This is a genomic window from Lwoffella lincolnii (assembly GCF_002014765.1).
Lineage (GTDB): Bacteria > Pseudomonadota > Gammaproteobacteria > Pseudomonadales > Moraxellaceae > Psychrobacter > Psychrobacter lincolnii.
This window is the reverse complement of sequence record NZ_MUYT01000001.1, coordinates 99,144-113,951: the sequence shown is the minus strand read 5'-3', so window position 1 is coordinate 113,951 and position 14,808 is coordinate 99,144. Positions and strand designations below refer to the sequence as shown.

24 protein-coding genes and 2 pseudogenes are annotated in these 14,808 nt (G+C 47.0%); 18 read left to right on the top strand and 8 right to left on the bottom strand.

What is annotated here, in order from left to right; translation table 11 throughout:
* Positions 1-591: 591 nt before the first annotated feature.
* Both B0682_RS00615 and B0682_RS00610 read left to right on the top strand, forming a co-directional pair.
* The gene (locus B0682_RS00615) at positions 592-804 is read left to right on the top strand and encodes a hypothetical protein (RefSeq protein ID WP_078306169.1); all 213 of its coding nucleotides are present in this window, start codon (positions 592-594) and stop codon (positions 802-804) included.
* 377 nt (positions 805-1,181) lie between these two features.
* The gene (locus B0682_RS00610; RefSeq protein WP_078306168.1) at positions 1,182-1,379 is read left to right on the top strand and encodes a hypothetical protein; all 198 of its coding nucleotides are present in this window, start codon (positions 1,182-1,184) and stop codon (positions 1,377-1,379) included.
* Here the strand turns inward: B0682_RS00610 and B0682_RS00605 are convergent.
* The 7 genes from B0682_RS00605 to B0682_RS00580 all read right to left on the bottom strand — a co-directional run bounded on the left by B0682_RS00605 (position 1,376) and on the right by B0682_RS00580 (position 4,075).
* Positions 1,376-1,768 carry an antiterminator Q family protein gene (locus tag B0682_RS00605; RefSeq protein ID WP_078306167.1) on the bottom strand — a complete coding sequence of 131 codons (393 nt, stop codon included), beginning with the start codon at positions 1,766-1,768 and terminating at the stop codon, positions 1,376-1,378. The two genes, B0682_RS00610 and B0682_RS00605, sit on opposite strands and share 4 nt — an antisense overlap.
* Positions 1,765-1,920, bottom strand: a complete 156-nt coding sequence (locus B0682_RS09450) for a hypothetical protein (protein WP_158077833.1) — start codon at positions 1,918-1,920, stop codon at positions 1,765-1,767. Before B0682_RS09450 ends, B0682_RS00605 begins: the two co-directional genes overlap by 4 nt.
* A gap of 119 nt (positions 1,921-2,039) precedes the next feature.
* Positions 2,040-2,228 carry a hypothetical protein gene (locus B0682_RS00600; protein ID WP_240494797.1) on the bottom strand — a complete coding sequence of 63 codons (189 nt, stop codon included), beginning with the start codon at positions 2,226-2,228 and terminating at the stop codon, positions 2,040-2,042.
* Positions 2,225-2,770, bottom strand: coding sequence for a hypothetical protein (locus B0682_RS00595; protein WP_078306166.1), 546 nt, complete (start codon positions 2,768-2,770; stop codon positions 2,225-2,227). The genes B0682_RS00600 and B0682_RS00595 overlap by 4 nt, the downstream gene beginning before the upstream one ends.
* A 7-nt stretch (positions 2,771-2,777) precedes the next feature.
* The gene (locus B0682_RS00590) at positions 2,778-3,260 is read right to left on the bottom strand and encodes a hypothetical protein (RefSeq protein WP_078306165.1); all 483 of its coding nucleotides are present in this window, start codon (positions 3,258-3,260) and stop codon (positions 2,778-2,780) included.
* A 16-nt stretch (positions 3,261-3,276) separates the two neighbouring features.
* On the bottom strand, positions 3,277-3,909 hold the full coding sequence (locus B0682_RS00585) for a YdaU family protein (RefSeq protein ID WP_078306164.1): 633 nt from the start codon (positions 3,907-3,909) through the stop codon (positions 3,277-3,279).
* Positions 3,869-4,075, bottom strand: a complete 207-nt coding sequence (locus B0682_RS00580; RefSeq protein WP_078306163.1) for a hypothetical protein — start codon at positions 4,073-4,075, stop codon at positions 3,869-3,871. Before B0682_RS00580 ends, B0682_RS00585 begins: the two co-directional genes overlap by 41 nt.
* A gap of 114 nt (positions 4,076-4,189) precedes the next feature.
* Between B0682_RS00580 and B0682_RS00575 the strand changes: the two genes are divergently transcribed.
* The 16 genes and pseudogenes from B0682_RS00575 (at position 4,190) to B0682_RS00515 (ending at position 13,509) form a co-directional block, all read left to right on the top strand.
* Entirely contained in the window at positions 4,190-4,927 is a 738-nt protein-coding gene (locus B0682_RS00575; RefSeq protein ID WP_240494796.1) for a helix-turn-helix domain-containing protein, read from the top strand.
* A 62-nt stretch (positions 4,928-4,989) separates the two neighbouring features.
* Positions 4,990-5,928, top strand: a complete 939-nt coding sequence (locus B0682_RS00570; RefSeq protein ID WP_078306162.1) for a hypothetical protein — start codon at positions 4,990-4,992, stop codon at positions 5,926-5,928.
* 229 nt (positions 5,929-6,157) lie between these two features.
* Positions 6,158-6,349, top strand: coding sequence for a hypothetical protein (locus B0682_RS00565; RefSeq protein ID WP_078306161.1), 192 nt, complete (start codon positions 6,158-6,160; stop codon positions 6,347-6,349).
* Positions 6,346-6,534, top strand: coding sequence for a hypothetical protein (locus B0682_RS00560; protein WP_078306160.1), 189 nt, complete (start codon positions 6,346-6,348; stop codon positions 6,532-6,534). Before B0682_RS00565 ends, B0682_RS00560 begins: the two co-directional genes overlap by 4 nt.
* Before the next feature lie 5 nt (positions 6,535-6,539).
* Entirely contained in the window at positions 6,540-6,749 is a 210-nt protein-coding gene (locus B0682_RS00555; RefSeq protein WP_078306159.1) for a hypothetical protein, read from the top strand.
* A gap of 27 nt (positions 6,750-6,776) precedes the next feature.
* Positions 6,777-6,947 carry a hypothetical protein gene (locus B0682_RS09445; protein WP_158077832.1) on the top strand — a complete coding sequence of 57 codons (171 nt, stop codon included), beginning with the start codon at positions 6,777-6,779 and terminating at the stop codon, positions 6,945-6,947.
* Between the two features lie 11 nt (positions 6,948-6,958).
* Positions 6,959-7,402, top strand: a complete 444-nt coding sequence (locus B0682_RS00550; protein WP_078306158.1) for a hypothetical protein — start codon at positions 6,959-6,961, stop codon at positions 7,400-7,402.
* Complete coding sequence (locus B0682_RS00545) at positions 7,402-8,664, top strand: DUF2800 domain-containing protein (RefSeq protein WP_078306157.1); 1,263 nt, start codon at positions 7,402-7,404, stop codon at positions 8,662-8,664. The genes B0682_RS00550 and B0682_RS00545 overlap by 1 nt, the downstream gene beginning before the upstream one ends.
* A 22-nt stretch (positions 8,665-8,686) precedes the next feature.
* On the top strand, positions 8,687-9,223 hold the full coding sequence (locus B0682_RS00540; protein ID WP_078306156.1) for an ssDNA-binding protein: 537 nt from the start codon (positions 8,687-8,689) through the stop codon (positions 9,221-9,223).
* A 118-nt stretch (positions 9,224-9,341) separates the two neighbouring features.
* Complete coding sequence (locus B0682_RS09745; RefSeq protein WP_338044623.1) at positions 9,342-10,268, top strand: hypothetical protein; 927 nt, start codon at positions 9,342-9,344, stop codon at positions 10,266-10,268.
* Positions 10,269-10,415: 147 nt separating this feature from the next.
* Entirely contained in the window at positions 10,416-10,610 is a 195-nt protein-coding gene (locus B0682_RS09740; protein ID WP_338044622.1) for a hypothetical protein, read from the top strand.
* A 21-nt stretch (positions 10,611-10,631) separates the two neighbouring features.
* On the top strand, positions 10,632-11,390 hold the full coding sequence (locus tag B0682_RS09735; protein ID WP_338044621.1) for a DNA polymerase family A protein: 759 nt from the start codon (positions 10,632-10,634) through the stop codon (positions 11,388-11,390).
* Positions 11,390-11,680, top strand: coding sequence for a PDDEXK family nuclease (locus B0682_RS00530; protein ID WP_078306155.1), 291 nt, complete (start codon positions 11,390-11,392; stop codon positions 11,678-11,680). The genes B0682_RS09735 and B0682_RS00530 overlap by 1 nt, the downstream gene beginning before the upstream one ends.
* A gap of 2 nt (positions 11,681-11,682) precedes the next feature.
* Positions 11,683-11,949, top strand: a complete 267-nt coding sequence (locus B0682_RS00525) for a hypothetical protein (RefSeq protein ID WP_078306154.1) — start codon at positions 11,683-11,685, stop codon at positions 11,947-11,949.
* Positions 11,942-13,324 (top strand): annotated as a pseudogene (locus B0682_RS00520) (SNF2-related protein). Before B0682_RS00525 ends, B0682_RS00520 begins: the two are co-directional and overlap by 8 nt.
* The gene (locus tag B0682_RS00515; protein WP_205760078.1) at positions 13,321-13,509 is read left to right on the top strand and encodes a helix-turn-helix transcriptional regulator; all 189 of its coding nucleotides are present in this window, start codon (positions 13,321-13,323) and stop codon (positions 13,507-13,509) included. Before B0682_RS00520 ends, B0682_RS00515 begins: the two are co-directional and overlap by 4 nt.
* Before the next feature lie 6 nt (positions 13,510-13,515).
* Here B0682_RS00515 and B0682_RS09760 read toward each other — a convergent pair.
* Positions 13,516-14,692, bottom strand: a pseudogene (locus tag B0682_RS09760) (tyrosine-type recombinase/integrase).
* Positions 14,693-14,808: the final 116 nt, after the last annotated feature.

Here is a 14,808-nt window from a genome sequence, read left to right as displayed (position 1 = left end):
TTGGGGTGAAAATCAAGTCCTAGTGATAAGTTTTAAAAAATTCCTACCACAAAAAAAACGCCACTTTTAGGATGGTAGGGGTTACAGGATTGGCGTACTGTCCGCTAGGTAACAGCGTATCTTACGATACTCCCATAACCCCTACCATAATTTATTTGGTTTTTAAAAGGGTCTATCTAATAGATACCCCCTTTATTTTGGGGATTGTTGCAATAAAAAAACCGCCTATGATGACATCATAAGCGGTTTTCTTTAAATACAAAAAAGCCAAATAATCATAACAATATTATAAAAAACTGTAATAATTACTTGATCTTTTGGGTAAGCTAGGCTATAACAAACCCCATCAACACAAGGGGTGTTGGTTGGGCTAGGACAAGCCTAGCGGTAACATAAGGAACAGACAATGAAGCACGTTATCAAATTTATTGTCCTTGTTGTCTTAATACTCATTAGCAATAATGCGTACTAGATAGCAAGCCAACTAAGTTACGGTACTTATAATAACTTAGTTGGGGGTTATGGGGTGTTAGCGCACCCTGTAACCTGCTCCTTAACTTTCATACTAGTAAACTCAAAGGAAAAAGTCAAATGCCAAAAATCGTTGCCAACCCAAAAACCCAAGCCCAAATCCAAAAAGACAGCAACGCACGCCGTGGGGTAAAAAACAAAGCATTCACCCTAAAACTTGATGACATAGAACTCATCAAATCCCTATCCAAACGCTTAGGCATACCCCAAAATCAGCTGATTATGGACGCTGTTCGGGCGTACAATTTGGGCAAACAAAAAGAGCCTGACTAATCCCATTCCCCAGCCTTTATCAAAAAAACCTGCCAATAAAGAATCTGCCCAAAAGAGCAGATTTTTTATATATAGCACTTGATAAAATACATATAGCACTATATAATAGGCAAATCAAGTACAGGGGGTGCTTGATTGGTAAACGGTAGCCACCGTTACCGTAAACTAAGGAGAAAACGATGAACGCACTTATCAAGCTCATCGTTTTTGTTGTCTTACTACTGCTGGTAATACCAGCATATTAAGATAGCAAGCCCACAAGATAATCAGCAGTTATCAAGTGGGGCGTTAGGTGAGATGACACTCTCATATCTCTCATCTAACGCACTCCTTACCCCCATATTAGTATGATTCAAAAAAAAATCAAGGGGTCAATCATGAATAAATCTGCCCAAGTCCGTGCCAATATCGCTTACCAAAACCGTGCTTTATTACGCACATCGTTGGTCATAAGTCAGCATGAACAAGCCATCTATGATGCTTTACAGGTGATTAAAATGCACCATGATGATAATCAAGCTTATGCCATTAAACAAGCCATTTTAGCCCACTCCAAGCAAATACAAGGCGGTTAAATCTTTTGTCTGACAATGCGTTCTGCTTGTTGCAACAGTTTTGCCACGGTTTTATGACAGACTTTTTTACGTTGTTTATCCTGCCAGCCCATGCCTACTTGCTGTGGGTATTCAAGTGGGGTCAGATAGTAACGGCTGATGGCTCGTAAGCTTAAGTCGTTGATGTACCTTAGCCTTAGTACGTTTGCTAAGATAACGGAATGACGTGCCAACTCACAAACCGCCTTATCCACTTTTAGGGCGTCATTATCGCTGATTTGTGGCACATCGCCACGCCAGCCTGTGTTAAATTTGGGGTTGTTTCGCTTCATCAGCCGATACATGGGGCTGCTGTAATAGCCATAATCATGCCGTGCCCATTTGCCCCATTCGATGAGTGGGTCAATCATTTGGTCAGTGTCCTAAATTTTTTGATGAAGTCGTCCCATGTCTCGCTTATCATGATTTTGTCATCAATGATGTAGGTTACTGTGGTGTTTTGTGGGGTTGGCGGTGTTGTGATGACCGCTGTTTGTCCTGTTTTTGGGTTTTGGTATTTCATGTTGATGCTCAGTTAAAAAATCGGTCATTCCGATTAATCTGCTTTATAATCCCAGTCAAAATTCTTCATATTGCCAGCCACCACCTTGTTTTTTTGGGGTTTTGTATACTGCTAAAAATTTAAATGGGTATAGGCTTGATGCCGTCAAAGGTGTAATAAACGATGTCACCTGCTGTTTTGAGTGTTTCAAGGTGGTTGGCATAGGCTTGTTCGGTTTTGTTCATTTGCCCTTGTTTTAGCCGTCCGAGTGCTTGGATTTTTTGTTTTAGCCGTCCTGGTTGGTTGTTAGGTTTGGTTGGTGGTTTCATGCTGATGCTCGTTTGGTTGGGGCTGGCGTGGCGATTTGGCGTTTAAATGCTTGTAGACGGCGTTCAATTTCTTTTCCGCTATTATACTTGCTCCAGTCAATGGGTTTGTGGCTGTTGTCGGTTAATCTGTGCGTTTTTGGTAGGGTGAATGTTGCTCCTTGGCTGTGTTCGGTGATGACTTGTTGGTAGATTTTGCCAAAGTGGGGGGCGTATTTGTTGTCGCATGATGCCAGTTTGCCATGTCCTATGCGTTTGGCGGTTTCTGCTACGACGATGTGTAACCAGTTTCTTTTGGTGTCGCCACGTTTGCCACATTCTTGGCAGGCGTTTTCAAAGGCGGTTTGAGCGTCTGGGTAGGTGTTGATGTTGGGGCGTGCCAGTTTTAGGAATTCTTGGGCGTTGTTTGGGGCCCAGTCGCCATCAAATGATTTTGTTTTGGCTTGGTTGAATTCTGCTAGGGTGATTTGTTTTTGGGTTAGGTAGTTTGCCCATACCAGCACCATGTCAAAGCTCCAGTCAATTTCGCTGTCTTTGGTTTGCATTTTGTGTTTAAACCATGCTTTCCACTGTTTGAATAAGATTTGTATGGCGTTGATGAGTTGTTGGCTTGGTTGGCTGTTGGGTGCTGTTGTTGGTCGTGTTGGTTTCTTTGGGCAAAGTAGGTGGCTGCGGCTGCGTCAAGTTTTTGCCAGTAGCCTTGGGTTGTGTTGGTGTTTGGGGTTGTGTTGGTGTTTGTTGTGGCAAAATGATTTGGCTGATGTGTTGCATGGTGTTGGTTTCCTGTGCTGTGGGTTGGTTGTGTTGTCTGCGTTGCATGGCTTGGGGTTTTTTGAGTAAAAATTCGCTCAGTCTTGCGTCAGATTGGCAGATGTAGCTGATGTCGGTTTTGCCGTGAGCGGTTGCCCATGGGTCTTGTGATGCGTTGTAGATGGCTTGTTTGATGTCTGTGCTGTCTTTGCCGTCTTTGAGCCGTGCGATGATTTTGCGTTTTCTGTCATCGGTGAGTTTCCATTTGGCTGGGTCTTTGTCCATGATGTCTAGCCAAAAATCAAATATGTCTTGGCTGGTTTGGTTGTGTTGGTCGGTTTTGCCAGTTTTGGCTATGGTGTCGCCAAGGGGGGGGCTTTAGGGGGGGGTTAAATAAATCATTGGTTAATGGTTTATGGTTAATGGTTATGGCGTCGTTTTTGCCGTGACTTTGCGTTATTTGTGCGTGACTGTTGCCGTTACCTGCTTCGTGACTTTCCGTGACCGTTTCGTGACTTGCTTGGTTACCCTGTTTTTGGTGGGCGTTGGGGTTGTTGTTGTCTAGTGTGTATCTGCCTGCCTTGAAATTCTTGATTTCTTGGTTGATTCTTGTGTGGTGATATTTGCCTTTGTGAAAGTTGAAGAATTCATCCAGCACGTTGTTAATCGCTTGGGTGTTTTCGTCGGTTAAGGGCAATAAGAGGTAACGGGCAATTTCTTCTACGCTGCTAAAGGGCTTTTCGTTTAGGTAGTACCAGTCTATTAGGGTGCAATAGATGTAATGCTCAAGTGGGGTTAGGTGGGCGGTTCGGGCCCGGTAGTCTTTGATGTGAAATCCATAGTAGTGTATGGTGGTTGCCTTTTGTGTCCGCTTGGGGTGGCAGATGATGTTGTTATGATGGGTGGTTTTCTTGTTTAAGATTGTTATACGCATTCATCAGGGCGTTGCCATATCGCCAAGACAGATTGGGTTTTGGCTTGCCTCGGTTTAATTCACTGATGACGCCTTGATGAATGCCTGTTTTAGAAGAAAGCTCGGTTTGAGTTTGATGTTTAAGCAATTCTCTAACGATGTTTGTCCATTCAGTTTGGTTTTTCATCACATTCGCTCCCATAAATACTGTTATAATATCGTAACTACGTTGTTAAATCAACGTTAAAACGATGTTATTTTAAGGCATAATTATCATGTTTACGATGCAAGGGGGGATATTATGCAGAATTTAACGTTGGGCGACCGTCTGAAAAAGGCGAGAAAAGATGCAAAGATGACGCAAAAAGAATTGCTGGTGGCGGCAGGAATGAAATCACAAGGACAGATTTCTGACCTTGAGAACGGTAGAAATAAGTCATCTACTTCTCTACCTGAAATTGCAAAAGCTTTGGGCGTCAGCTATGAATGGTTGGCGTACGGTAAAGACCCTAAAGAAGACAAACCCAGCATCGAGCAACTTAAAGCCATGATAGCCAAAGCCGAGCAAGCCCAACCAGACGACATCTCCACCCCTTATGACACCGAGTTGGTGGACATCAACCACAACATGGACGGCATGATGCCTGTCATCAGTTGGGTAGCGGCAGGGGCATTTGTGGAAGTCATACCCACCACACTAGACGATATCATCGAGTATGTGCCACGCCCCAAGAATTTAAGCTGTCATGCCTTTGGACTGATTGTACAGGGACGCAGCATGTACCCTGAGTTTCGCCCTGGTGACATCATCTATATAGAGCCGACCATCTCACCTTTGGAGCTAAAAGACGGTGACTTGATTGTTATCCAATGCAACGACGACAAAGAAGCCACCTTTAAGCAACTGGTCATCGGTGACACCTCAGCAGACATGTATCTAAGACCACTTAACTCTGATTGGGTGGATCAGAAGATTATCCCCATGGGCGAGTGCCGACTGGTGGGCATTGTGGACAGTAAGTATGTGAAATATCGGTAGCGGTGGAAGGGTTGCACTTAGATAGGTGTGCAAACATTCTTGATAGGTAATAGAGGCAGAATATGACCGAACAAATATTTGAATTTGATTTTAAAGTAACATACAACATCACCAACGAACCAACGCTTGATGATGTTATAATAAGCCTAAACGCACTTAAACACCTAATACCCAAAGGCGTTTCTGTCGTCAATAAAATTCGACCCGATTTACACATTAAAACGACCGATATCATTGTACAAGATGTCGAAGCGGGTAGCCTGTTAGAGCGGCTCAAAGTGAAGTGTGCGGTTGGTCTTGTGGGCGAAGATAATGCCAAAAAACTAAACACAACTCTGACAGAGGTTGTAGATGATAGTGTGAAAAACCATAACATGTTAAGCAAAATTCTTTACGCAGGCGTAGGTGCTGTTGTGACAGCAGGGACTATCATGGCGATAAATTCTTGCAGTTCGAAAGATACGCCAATCGTAAATAATTACTACGATAATAGTGTTAGTGTTGCCGTATTAAGCGAAAATTCAGACTTAACAGGTGAGCAAGTCGTAGAGATTGTGAACGGCACGATGGACAAAAAGACTGTCCAAAAATCTGCCGAATTTATCAAACCTGCCAAAAATGACTCAAATGCAACTATCGACATCGGCGATCAGCAACAAGCCTCACAATTCTATGAGCAAATTCCTACCGATATTATCGAAAAAACGCCTGAAAAAGTTGAATTTGAGCCTCCACAAACTAAAGAAAAAGATCATACCAAGATTGATTTGTTCATCCATGCGAGCGACCAAGACAGAGCAACACAAGGTTGGGGAGGCATCGTCCCCAAGCTATTTAGTGACCGAGTTACGTTTGAGTTAAGCAACGATATCGACCCAAACAGCTTACACGGGCATCGCCAAATCAATGCGGACATCACTGTCATAGAGAAATACAACAAGAACACAAAGCAGTATAAACCTTCAAGAGTTGTCATAAGACACGTCAACACAATATCTTAACTACCCACCGCCTAAGCCCCACCCTCAACCGCCCACTAAGGCGGTTTTTTTACGCCTCACCAACACCCACACCCTGCTAAATGCGGAGTTTTTTGTGTCTTGGATAATATTTACGATATTTTTATCAAATACACGATAAAATATCATTTTAACGTTAACTTAGTATCGTAATCAAGATATCATAACCCCATCAATAACACAAAGTGTGTATGACGCATGGGGAGGGAATATGAAAACATCAGACATCAAACAACGCCAACAGCTAAAAAATCAAGCAACTGGTGAGATTGTGCAAGTCTCTGTCAGAGACAGACGTCAAACGCTGATGCTGCTTGACCCCATCAGTAAAAAACCCAAGCATAGTTTTTGTGTAGGTTTTTTAGACCGTTTTGATGAATTAAAAGGGTGGGAGGTCGCATGAGAAAAACAACCCATATCATCATTGCCCATGGCTTGATGATTCTGTTTTTGTTGGGGTGTGTTAAGGCGTGCGATACAGAGTACGCCAACCAAGATGCAATGATTAAGCAGTACATCAGCCCCAACGACCAGATGTTAATCGACTGGCAAAGCCCAAACCTCCGCAACACACCAACCAAGGACTGACCGCCATGTCATACATCTGCCCCCTTAGCACCCTAAGAGCCATGACCACCGAGCAGCTCGTTGACCATGCCCAAGGTGAGCTAGACCCACTTGCCAGCACCAACCTAGAGACCGCTCTCACCGAGAAGCTGGCAGCCTATACCGACAAAAGCCAAATGCCCATGGACGAAGTGCAAGGGCTACTCATTGACATCCAAGCCCAGCTGCCTGAATAAGACTTTCTAGAAGACACGCTTAGCAGGATGCGTGACATCAACGGCAAGAGCTATAAAAAACAGGAACTGCTAGACGCACTACAAGGATTTATCGGCGAGCTAGAGGACCTACAACAGCAGTACGCAGGTCAAAGTGAATTTGCCTGCAACATGATTAACCAAACCATCAACCCCAAATCCAACAACTTTATCCACTAGGAGCAAAACCCATGAGCATCGAAACCGCCATCACCGCCATCGCTGACGCCATCAAACACAGCTCACAAGCCATCATTGGCTTATCTGCCAGTATTGACCGCTATTGTGACATCATCGAGCAAAAGCCTAACGCCATCGTTACGGCAGCCACTGCCCAAACGCTAAAAGAGCCACAAGCCACCGACAAGGCAGACGCTCCTGTCACCCAAGCCGACAACAGCACAGACGCTCAGACGGCTGATACACCGCCTAATACTGACACCGCCGCCGATCCCCCTGTCAGCGAAGACAAAACATACGTCTATGACGATGTCAAAGCAGCGGTGTTGGATGCCTTAAGAGCAGGCAAAAAAGCCCAAGTCGGTGACCTGTTTAACGAGCTGGGCATCAAAAACGCCCAAGAGCTAGAGCCAGCCCAATATGCCGACTTTATCGCCAAAATGGAGACCCTATAATGACCGCCCACGCCAAACTATCTCCGTCATCCGCCCACCGCTGGCTTACTTGCCCAGCGTCCAGCTTAATGGAAGCGGACAAACCCAACGACAGCAATGAATACGCTGCCGAAGGCACTACCGCCCATTTTTTAGCAGAGATTTGCCTACAGCAACGCCAGCCTGCCGCTGATTACAATGGCGGTGGCATCTTAGTGACCGAAAAAGGCGAATGCAGTTTGCTTAAAAGTGCAGGCGAACCCATCGGAGCGTATAAATATCACTTTGAAATCACCCCCCTCCTGATGACAAGCTATGTTCAAGAATACATCGACACTGTCCAAAGCGTACAGCAAAGCACGGGTGGCGTTTTGGACATCGAGCAACGCCTACCGCTCACCCCCATCACAGGCGAAGCGGACGCTTATGGCACTGCCGATGTGGTCATCGTTGCCGATGACGAGCTGATTGTCATTGACCTTAAATACGGTCAAGGCAACCGCATCGATGCCGACAACAACCCACAGCTGATGCTGTACGGCTTGGCGGCGGTGCTACAGTATCAGATGCTTGGCGACTTTCAACAAGTCCGCCTTATCGTCTGCCAGCCACGGCTCAACCATGTCAGCGAATGGAGCATCCGTACTGACAAGCTAAAAGCATGGGGCAAGAGCGTCAGCCACACCGCCAAGCTTATCCACACCCTAGACGTGGACAGCGACTTGACAGGGCTGTTTGCCCCAAGCCAAGACGCTTGCAAATACTGCAAAGCCAAAACCGAGTGTAAGCCCTATGCCGAGTTTGTCCATCAGAGCGTCAGCGATGAGTTTGCCAGCCTAGACGCACCGCTTTGCGTCAGCGATGCCAAGTATGACAGTGACACCTTAGCCGTCATGTACAGCCGCATCAAGCTGATACAAGACTGGTGCAAAAGCGTTGAAACTGCCGTGTACGACCACCTGCTTAACGGCAACCCTGTGGCAGGCTACAAGCTGGTCGAAGGTCGGGCAGGGGCTCGCAAATGGACAGATGACACCGCCGCCGAAGAGACACTAAAAACCATGCGGCTAAAAGTCGATGACATGTATGACAAAAAACTCATCAGCCCCACCACCGCCGAAAAACTGCACAAAGCAGGCACCCTAGGCGACATCCAATGGGGCAAACTACAAGACATCATTGTAAAACCTGAGGGCAAACCCAGCATTGCCCCCAAGTCGGACAAACATCCAGCCCTTAACTTCAACGTCGCCGACGAGTTCGACGACATCACCCAAGCATGACCTAAGCACAGGAGCTAACACCATGAAACTTACCCTTAAAAACGTCCGTTTGGCATTCCCCAACATCTTTCGCCCATCAGAGCAGTTTGACAACTTTGGGGCTCAGCTCATTATCGAAAAAGGCAGTGCCAACGCCAAAGCCATCGACAACGCCATCAACGAAGTGGCAAAAGCCAAATGGGGCATAAAAGCCGACAGCATCGTCAAACAGCTGAAGTCAGGCAACAAAATCTGTTTTATCGACGGCGATGCCAAAGCCGAGTACGAAGGCTTTGAAGGCAACATGGCACTGTCTGCCACCAACCGTCAACGTCCCACCGTATTCAACAAAGACCGCAGCCCCTTGACCGAAGCTGATGGCGTGGTGTACGCAGGCTGTTACGTCAACGCCATTGTCGAGATTTGGGCACAAGACAACCAATGGGGCAAACGCATCAACGCCAGCCTAAAAGGCGTGCAGTTTTATGCTAACGGTGATGCCTTTGCAGGGGGTGGCGTTGCCAGCGAAGATGACTTTGACGACATCAGCGAAGGGGCAGAAGCCGAAGAGTTTGTTTAACCCCTTATCTTGCCTGTGCAAGCGAGTGATTGGCGTAACCAATCCGTTTTGATAAGCCAATCAGCCATACCAACCGCAACGGTTGGCTTATCAAAACCAGCCTAAAGGACAACCAACCATGCCCACGCTTTATTTAGACTTAGAGACCTACAGCAAAACGCCCATCAAGCACGGCACTTACCGCTATGCCCAAGATGCCGAGATTTTACTATTTGCCTATGCCGTTGATGATAAGCCTGCTCAAGTGTTGGACTTAACAGGGCAAAAAAACTACTCACTGATTGTTGAACAGCTATTAGCAGAGGCCGACACCCTTGTCGCACATAACGCCATGTTTGACCGCAACGTGCTTAAGTACAACGGCTTTGTCACCCCTGTAGACAAATGGCGAGACACCATGATTACCGCCTATTGCCATGGGCTGGTCGGCTTGCTTAGTGACCTGTGCGACATTGTCGGAGTCAAAGCAGAACACTCCAAAGACAAAGACGGCAGACGACTGGTGTTGCAATTTTGCAAACCGCAAGGCAAACACCGCAAGCTTGAGCGAGCCACTACCGACACCCACCCTGAAGACTGGGCAAAGTTTGTCGAATATGCACGGCTAGACGTAGAAGCCATGCGAGCCATCGACAACGCCATGCCAAGCTGGAACATGAAAACCGAACAACGTCACTGGCTACTTAACCAACGCATCAACGACCGTGACTTTGCCGTTGACATGGAGCTGGTCAACTCAGCAATGACAACCATCAAAGCAGAGAAAAAACGCCTTGCCAAGGTCACACAAGACAAGACCAACGATGACGTACAGTCTGCAACCCAGCGAGATGCGATGCTCGAGCATCTCTTACAAGAATACGGCATCACGCTGCCTGATTTGCAAAAAAGCACCTTAGAAAAACGCCTAGCCGATGACAGCGTACCAAAGCCTGTCAAAGAGCTGTTACGCATCCGTCTGCAAGCCAGCACCACCAGCACCAGCAAGTACCAAGCCCTACAGCGGTCAGTCAACGATGACGGTAGACTTAGGGGGACGTTATAGTTTGCAGGGGCAGCACGTACAGGGCGTTAGGCAGGGCGTACCTTTCAACCCCAAAACCTACCCCAACCAAGCCTAAAGCAAAGCGACATAGACGATGGCATCACCGCCTTAAAGCTTGGCGGAGCTAAGCTACCGACCGACAACCTTATGGAGCTGACCAGCTCTGCCATCCGTGGTTGCATCATCGCCCCAAACGGTAAAAAACTGGTGGTCAGCGACCTATCCAACATCGAAGGGCGAGTACAAGCATGGCTGGCGGACGAAACGTGGAAGTTAGATGCCTTTAGAGCCTTTGACAGCGGACAAGGGCATGACTTGTACAAACTTGCTTACGCCAAGTAGTTTGGCATCTCGCCCACAGCGGTGACCAAAGAACAGCGTCAAATCGGCAAAGTGCAAGAGCTGGCATTGGGGTACGCTGGTGGCGTGGGAGCGTTTAAAAACATGGCACTGGCGTATGGCATTGACTTAACACAAATGGCTGACGACGCATGGGGTGCCCTGCCCCAACACGTCAAAGAAAAAGCCCTAAGCACAATGACCTTTATACAGGAGCAAGGACAAACCATCGAACTGGCAAAAAAGACATGGCTCACCTGTGACAGCTTTAAGGTCATGTGGCGAGAAGCCCACCCAAACATCAGCAGTCTGTGGAAAGAGCTAGAAGCGGTGGTTACTTCTGCCATAACCAACCCAAGCCAAACCTTTCACGCTCGCAAACTGGTAGTGCGACGTGACGGCAAGTGGTTACGCATCCGTCTGCCCAGTGGTCGCTATCTGTGCTATCCCAATATTGGGCTTAAGGACGGCAAGATTGTTTACCAAGGCGTAAATCAATACAGCCGAAAATGGGAATATCTGGACACCTATGGCGGCAAACTGTTTGAGAACATCTGCCAAGCCCTTGCCCGTGACATCCTAGCGTACAACATGCACGCCCTTGAACAGGCAGGCTATGACATCGTACTCACCGTACACGATGAAGTCATCTGTGAAGCCCCAGACACGGACGACTTTAACCCCAAGCATCTAAGCTCACTGCTTGCCACCAACCCACCATGGGCAGACGGCTTACCACTGGCGGCAGGTGGGTTTGAAGCATATCGATATAGGAAAGATTGATGATGACGGTTGAAAAGGACATCGAAAAATATCTTATCAAGCGAGCCAAAGAGATAGGGGCATTGGTGCGTAAATGCCAATGGGTCGGACACAACCACTGCCCAGACCGCATCTTGATGTTGCCACACATGACCCTTTGGGTGGAAGTCAAAGCTCCCAAGCAAAAGCCAAGGGCAGGACAACAACGAGAACACGAGCGAATGCGACAACACGGACAATGGGTAACGGTGGTGGCTAGCCGTGCGGACGTGGATTGTTTGATTGCTAAATTAAATGACAGTGAGAGTTGAAAATGAGAACAGTTAATACACTTAGAAAAAGTCGAGAGCTACAGGGCGACTTTGGCAAATTGGTTGTGAGAAGAGCTTCTTTTCATGAGCCTAGGGCTTATAAAAGAACGGTTTACAGCATCACTGTAGACGATGATGCCGTTACACATGTGTACGCAAAAAGAAGCTATGACGGTACAGCAAATAGTCATATAGAGATAGAAGTATCTGAGAATGGCGGACAGATAATAGAAGCACTAGACACTCTTTTAGGTTTAAACAATGCGTAAACCATTTACCCCACGCCCTTACCAACAGACCGCCATTGAGCATCTGTTAACCACGCCCCGCAACGCCCTGTGGGCGTCCATGGGCATGGGCAAGACCGTGTCTTGTCTGACCGCCATCGACATGCTACAGCTTATTGAGCCAGAGCCCGTGCTGGTACTCGCCCCCAAGCGAGTCGCCGCCAGCACTTGGGTGGACGAAGCAGACAAATGGCAGCATCTATCAGACATCGAAGTGTCAGCGATTATCGGCAGCGACAAACAACGCACCGAAGCCCTGCACGCTGATGCCAACGTGTACACCATGAACTATGAAAACCTACCGTGGCTGGTAGCAAAGCTGGGCGACAACTGGCGGTTTAACACCGTCATCGCTGACTAGTCCACCCGCTTAAAATCCTACCGCAGCCGTGGCGGTAGCAAACGAGCCAGAGCCTTAGCCAAAATCGCCCATAGCCATGTTGACCGCTTTATTGAACTGACTGGCACCCCAAGCCCAAACGGGCTGATTGACCTGTGGGGACAGCTTTGGTTTTTGGACGGCGGGCAACGCCTTGGACGCTCGTTTACAGCGTTCAAAAACCGCTGGTTTAAAGCCATACAAATGGGTAACCAACGCTTTGCGGTACGCCTTGAACCACACGACTTTGCCCAAGAACAAATCCATGCACGGCTTAACGACATCTGCCTAACCCTAGACGCTCAAGATTATTTTGACATTGCCAAGCCTGTCATCGTGGACGTGTATCTGGACATGCCGAGCAACGCCCGCAAACTATACGAAAAAATGGAAAAAGAGATGTTTTTTGAAATTGGGCAAACCGAAGTAGAAGCCATGAACGCCGCTGCCAAAACCATCAAATGCCTACAACTGGCTAACGGAGCGGTGTACACCGATAACGGCTTTGAACAGATACATGACGTAAAGCTACAAGCCTTGGAATCCATTATCGAAGAAGCAGGCGACATGCCTGTGCTGGTCGCCTACCACTTTAAGTCTGACCTAGAGCGACTACAAAGAGCCTTTAAACAAGGCAAACCGCTAGATGATGACCCACAGACCATCAAAGACTGGAACGCTGGCAAAATCCCTGTCTTGTTCGCCCACCCTGCCAGTGCAGGACACGGGCTTAATTTACAAGACGGCGGCAACATCTTAGCCGTATTCGGACACTGGTGGAACTTAGAAGAGTATCAGCAGATTGTCGAACGCATCGGACCCACTCGCCAAGCCCAAGCAGGACACAAACGCCCTGTCTATATCTACCACCTAATTGCCAAAGACACGGTGGACGAGCTGGTCATCGAACGCCGCACATCAAAACGAGACATACAAGACCTACTGCTAGAAGCAATGAAAAGGAGACAAAAGCCATGAAAGCAAAACCTACAAGCATGCTACGCATAGCAGACGTGGCAAAAAAGACCGCCTTGGACAAATCCACAATTTGGGAAAAGCTAAAAAAAGAGCAGTTCCCAAAACCCTACAAACATGGCAAAGTTACCGCATGGAAAGAAAGTGATGTTGATGAATGGATAGAGCAAAATTACACCCAAGCATGAGCGGTTTTACCGCTCTTTTAACTCATATAGGTAATCTGCCCATCTCTGCATCATCTCACGTCTTTTATCCACCCACTGCACCCGATTGTATGCTCTGCCATTAGCGTCTCTCACCTGATGCCCCAATTGCATCTCAATCATACGATAATCATAGCCAAACCGCTCTTCTAGCAGTGTGCGAGCAATCGCCCTAAACCCATGGCTGGTCTGTTCGCCACTGTCAAAGCCAATCCGCCTTAATGCTTGATTGAGCGTATTTTCAGACAGCGGTCTGATATTGCTAACCGCTGATGGAAACACCAAATCCGCATGATGATACTCTTTGGCCTGTCGCAAAATATTGATGGCTTGTGATGATAAAGGAGAAAATATCTGCACTTCAGTGGATTTCGCAGTTTTGTTTGGAGTGTATGCCCATAAGCCATTGTCAATATCCACATCTTGCCACAGCATATGCCTGACTTCGCCAGGGCGAGCAAAGGTCAACAGGGCAAACATCAACGCCAAACGAGTGGTAAATCTACCATGATAGCCATCAATGCCTTGCACCAGCTCAGTAAGTCTTTTTTCGTCCAAAACAGCAGGGTTATGCCTGACTTTTCCTGACTTAAATACCCCACGCAAATACAGAGCAGGGTTGTTATCTGCCCTACCTGTGGCGATGGCATAAGTCATCACTTGACCAATCATTGTTCGCATTTTTTGTAGTTTGGTAAACTGCCCTGCCCTTTCAACAGGTTTTAGTCGGCAGTGGTTATTTGGCTGACAGGTTTATCACCAATAACCGCCAAAATCTCTTTGCTGTATGTCTGCATTTTTTGCCATGTTGCAGGGCTATAGTCCTTTGACTCTAGCCATTGGTCAAAGACAGATTTAAAATTGTTGGCATATTCATCAGATTTTAGTTTATCTGCATCCGTTTTGGCTTGTTTGGGGTCAATACCATCTTGCAGTAAATCGCTTTTTTGCGAGCATCTGACAAAGACATAGATGGGTATCTGCCCAACTTAAACATGTCTCGTTTTTTTGTGTAAGGGTGTGAGTATTGTAGATACCAAGTCTTTGTGCCAGACTTGGCAACGTTAAGCACCAACCCACCACCGTCATACAGACGATAGGGCTTGTCTTTAGGCTTAGCACGCTCCACTTGCGTGGCAGTTAGGGCAACGGTTTGACGAGTCATAACAGTAATTTTTGAGCAAAAACAGTAAATTTAAAAAATTACTGCTAAAAAACACAGATTGCAACAGATTAAGGCGTACTGCTACAGACATTAAAAAAACCCAAATATTGATAGTT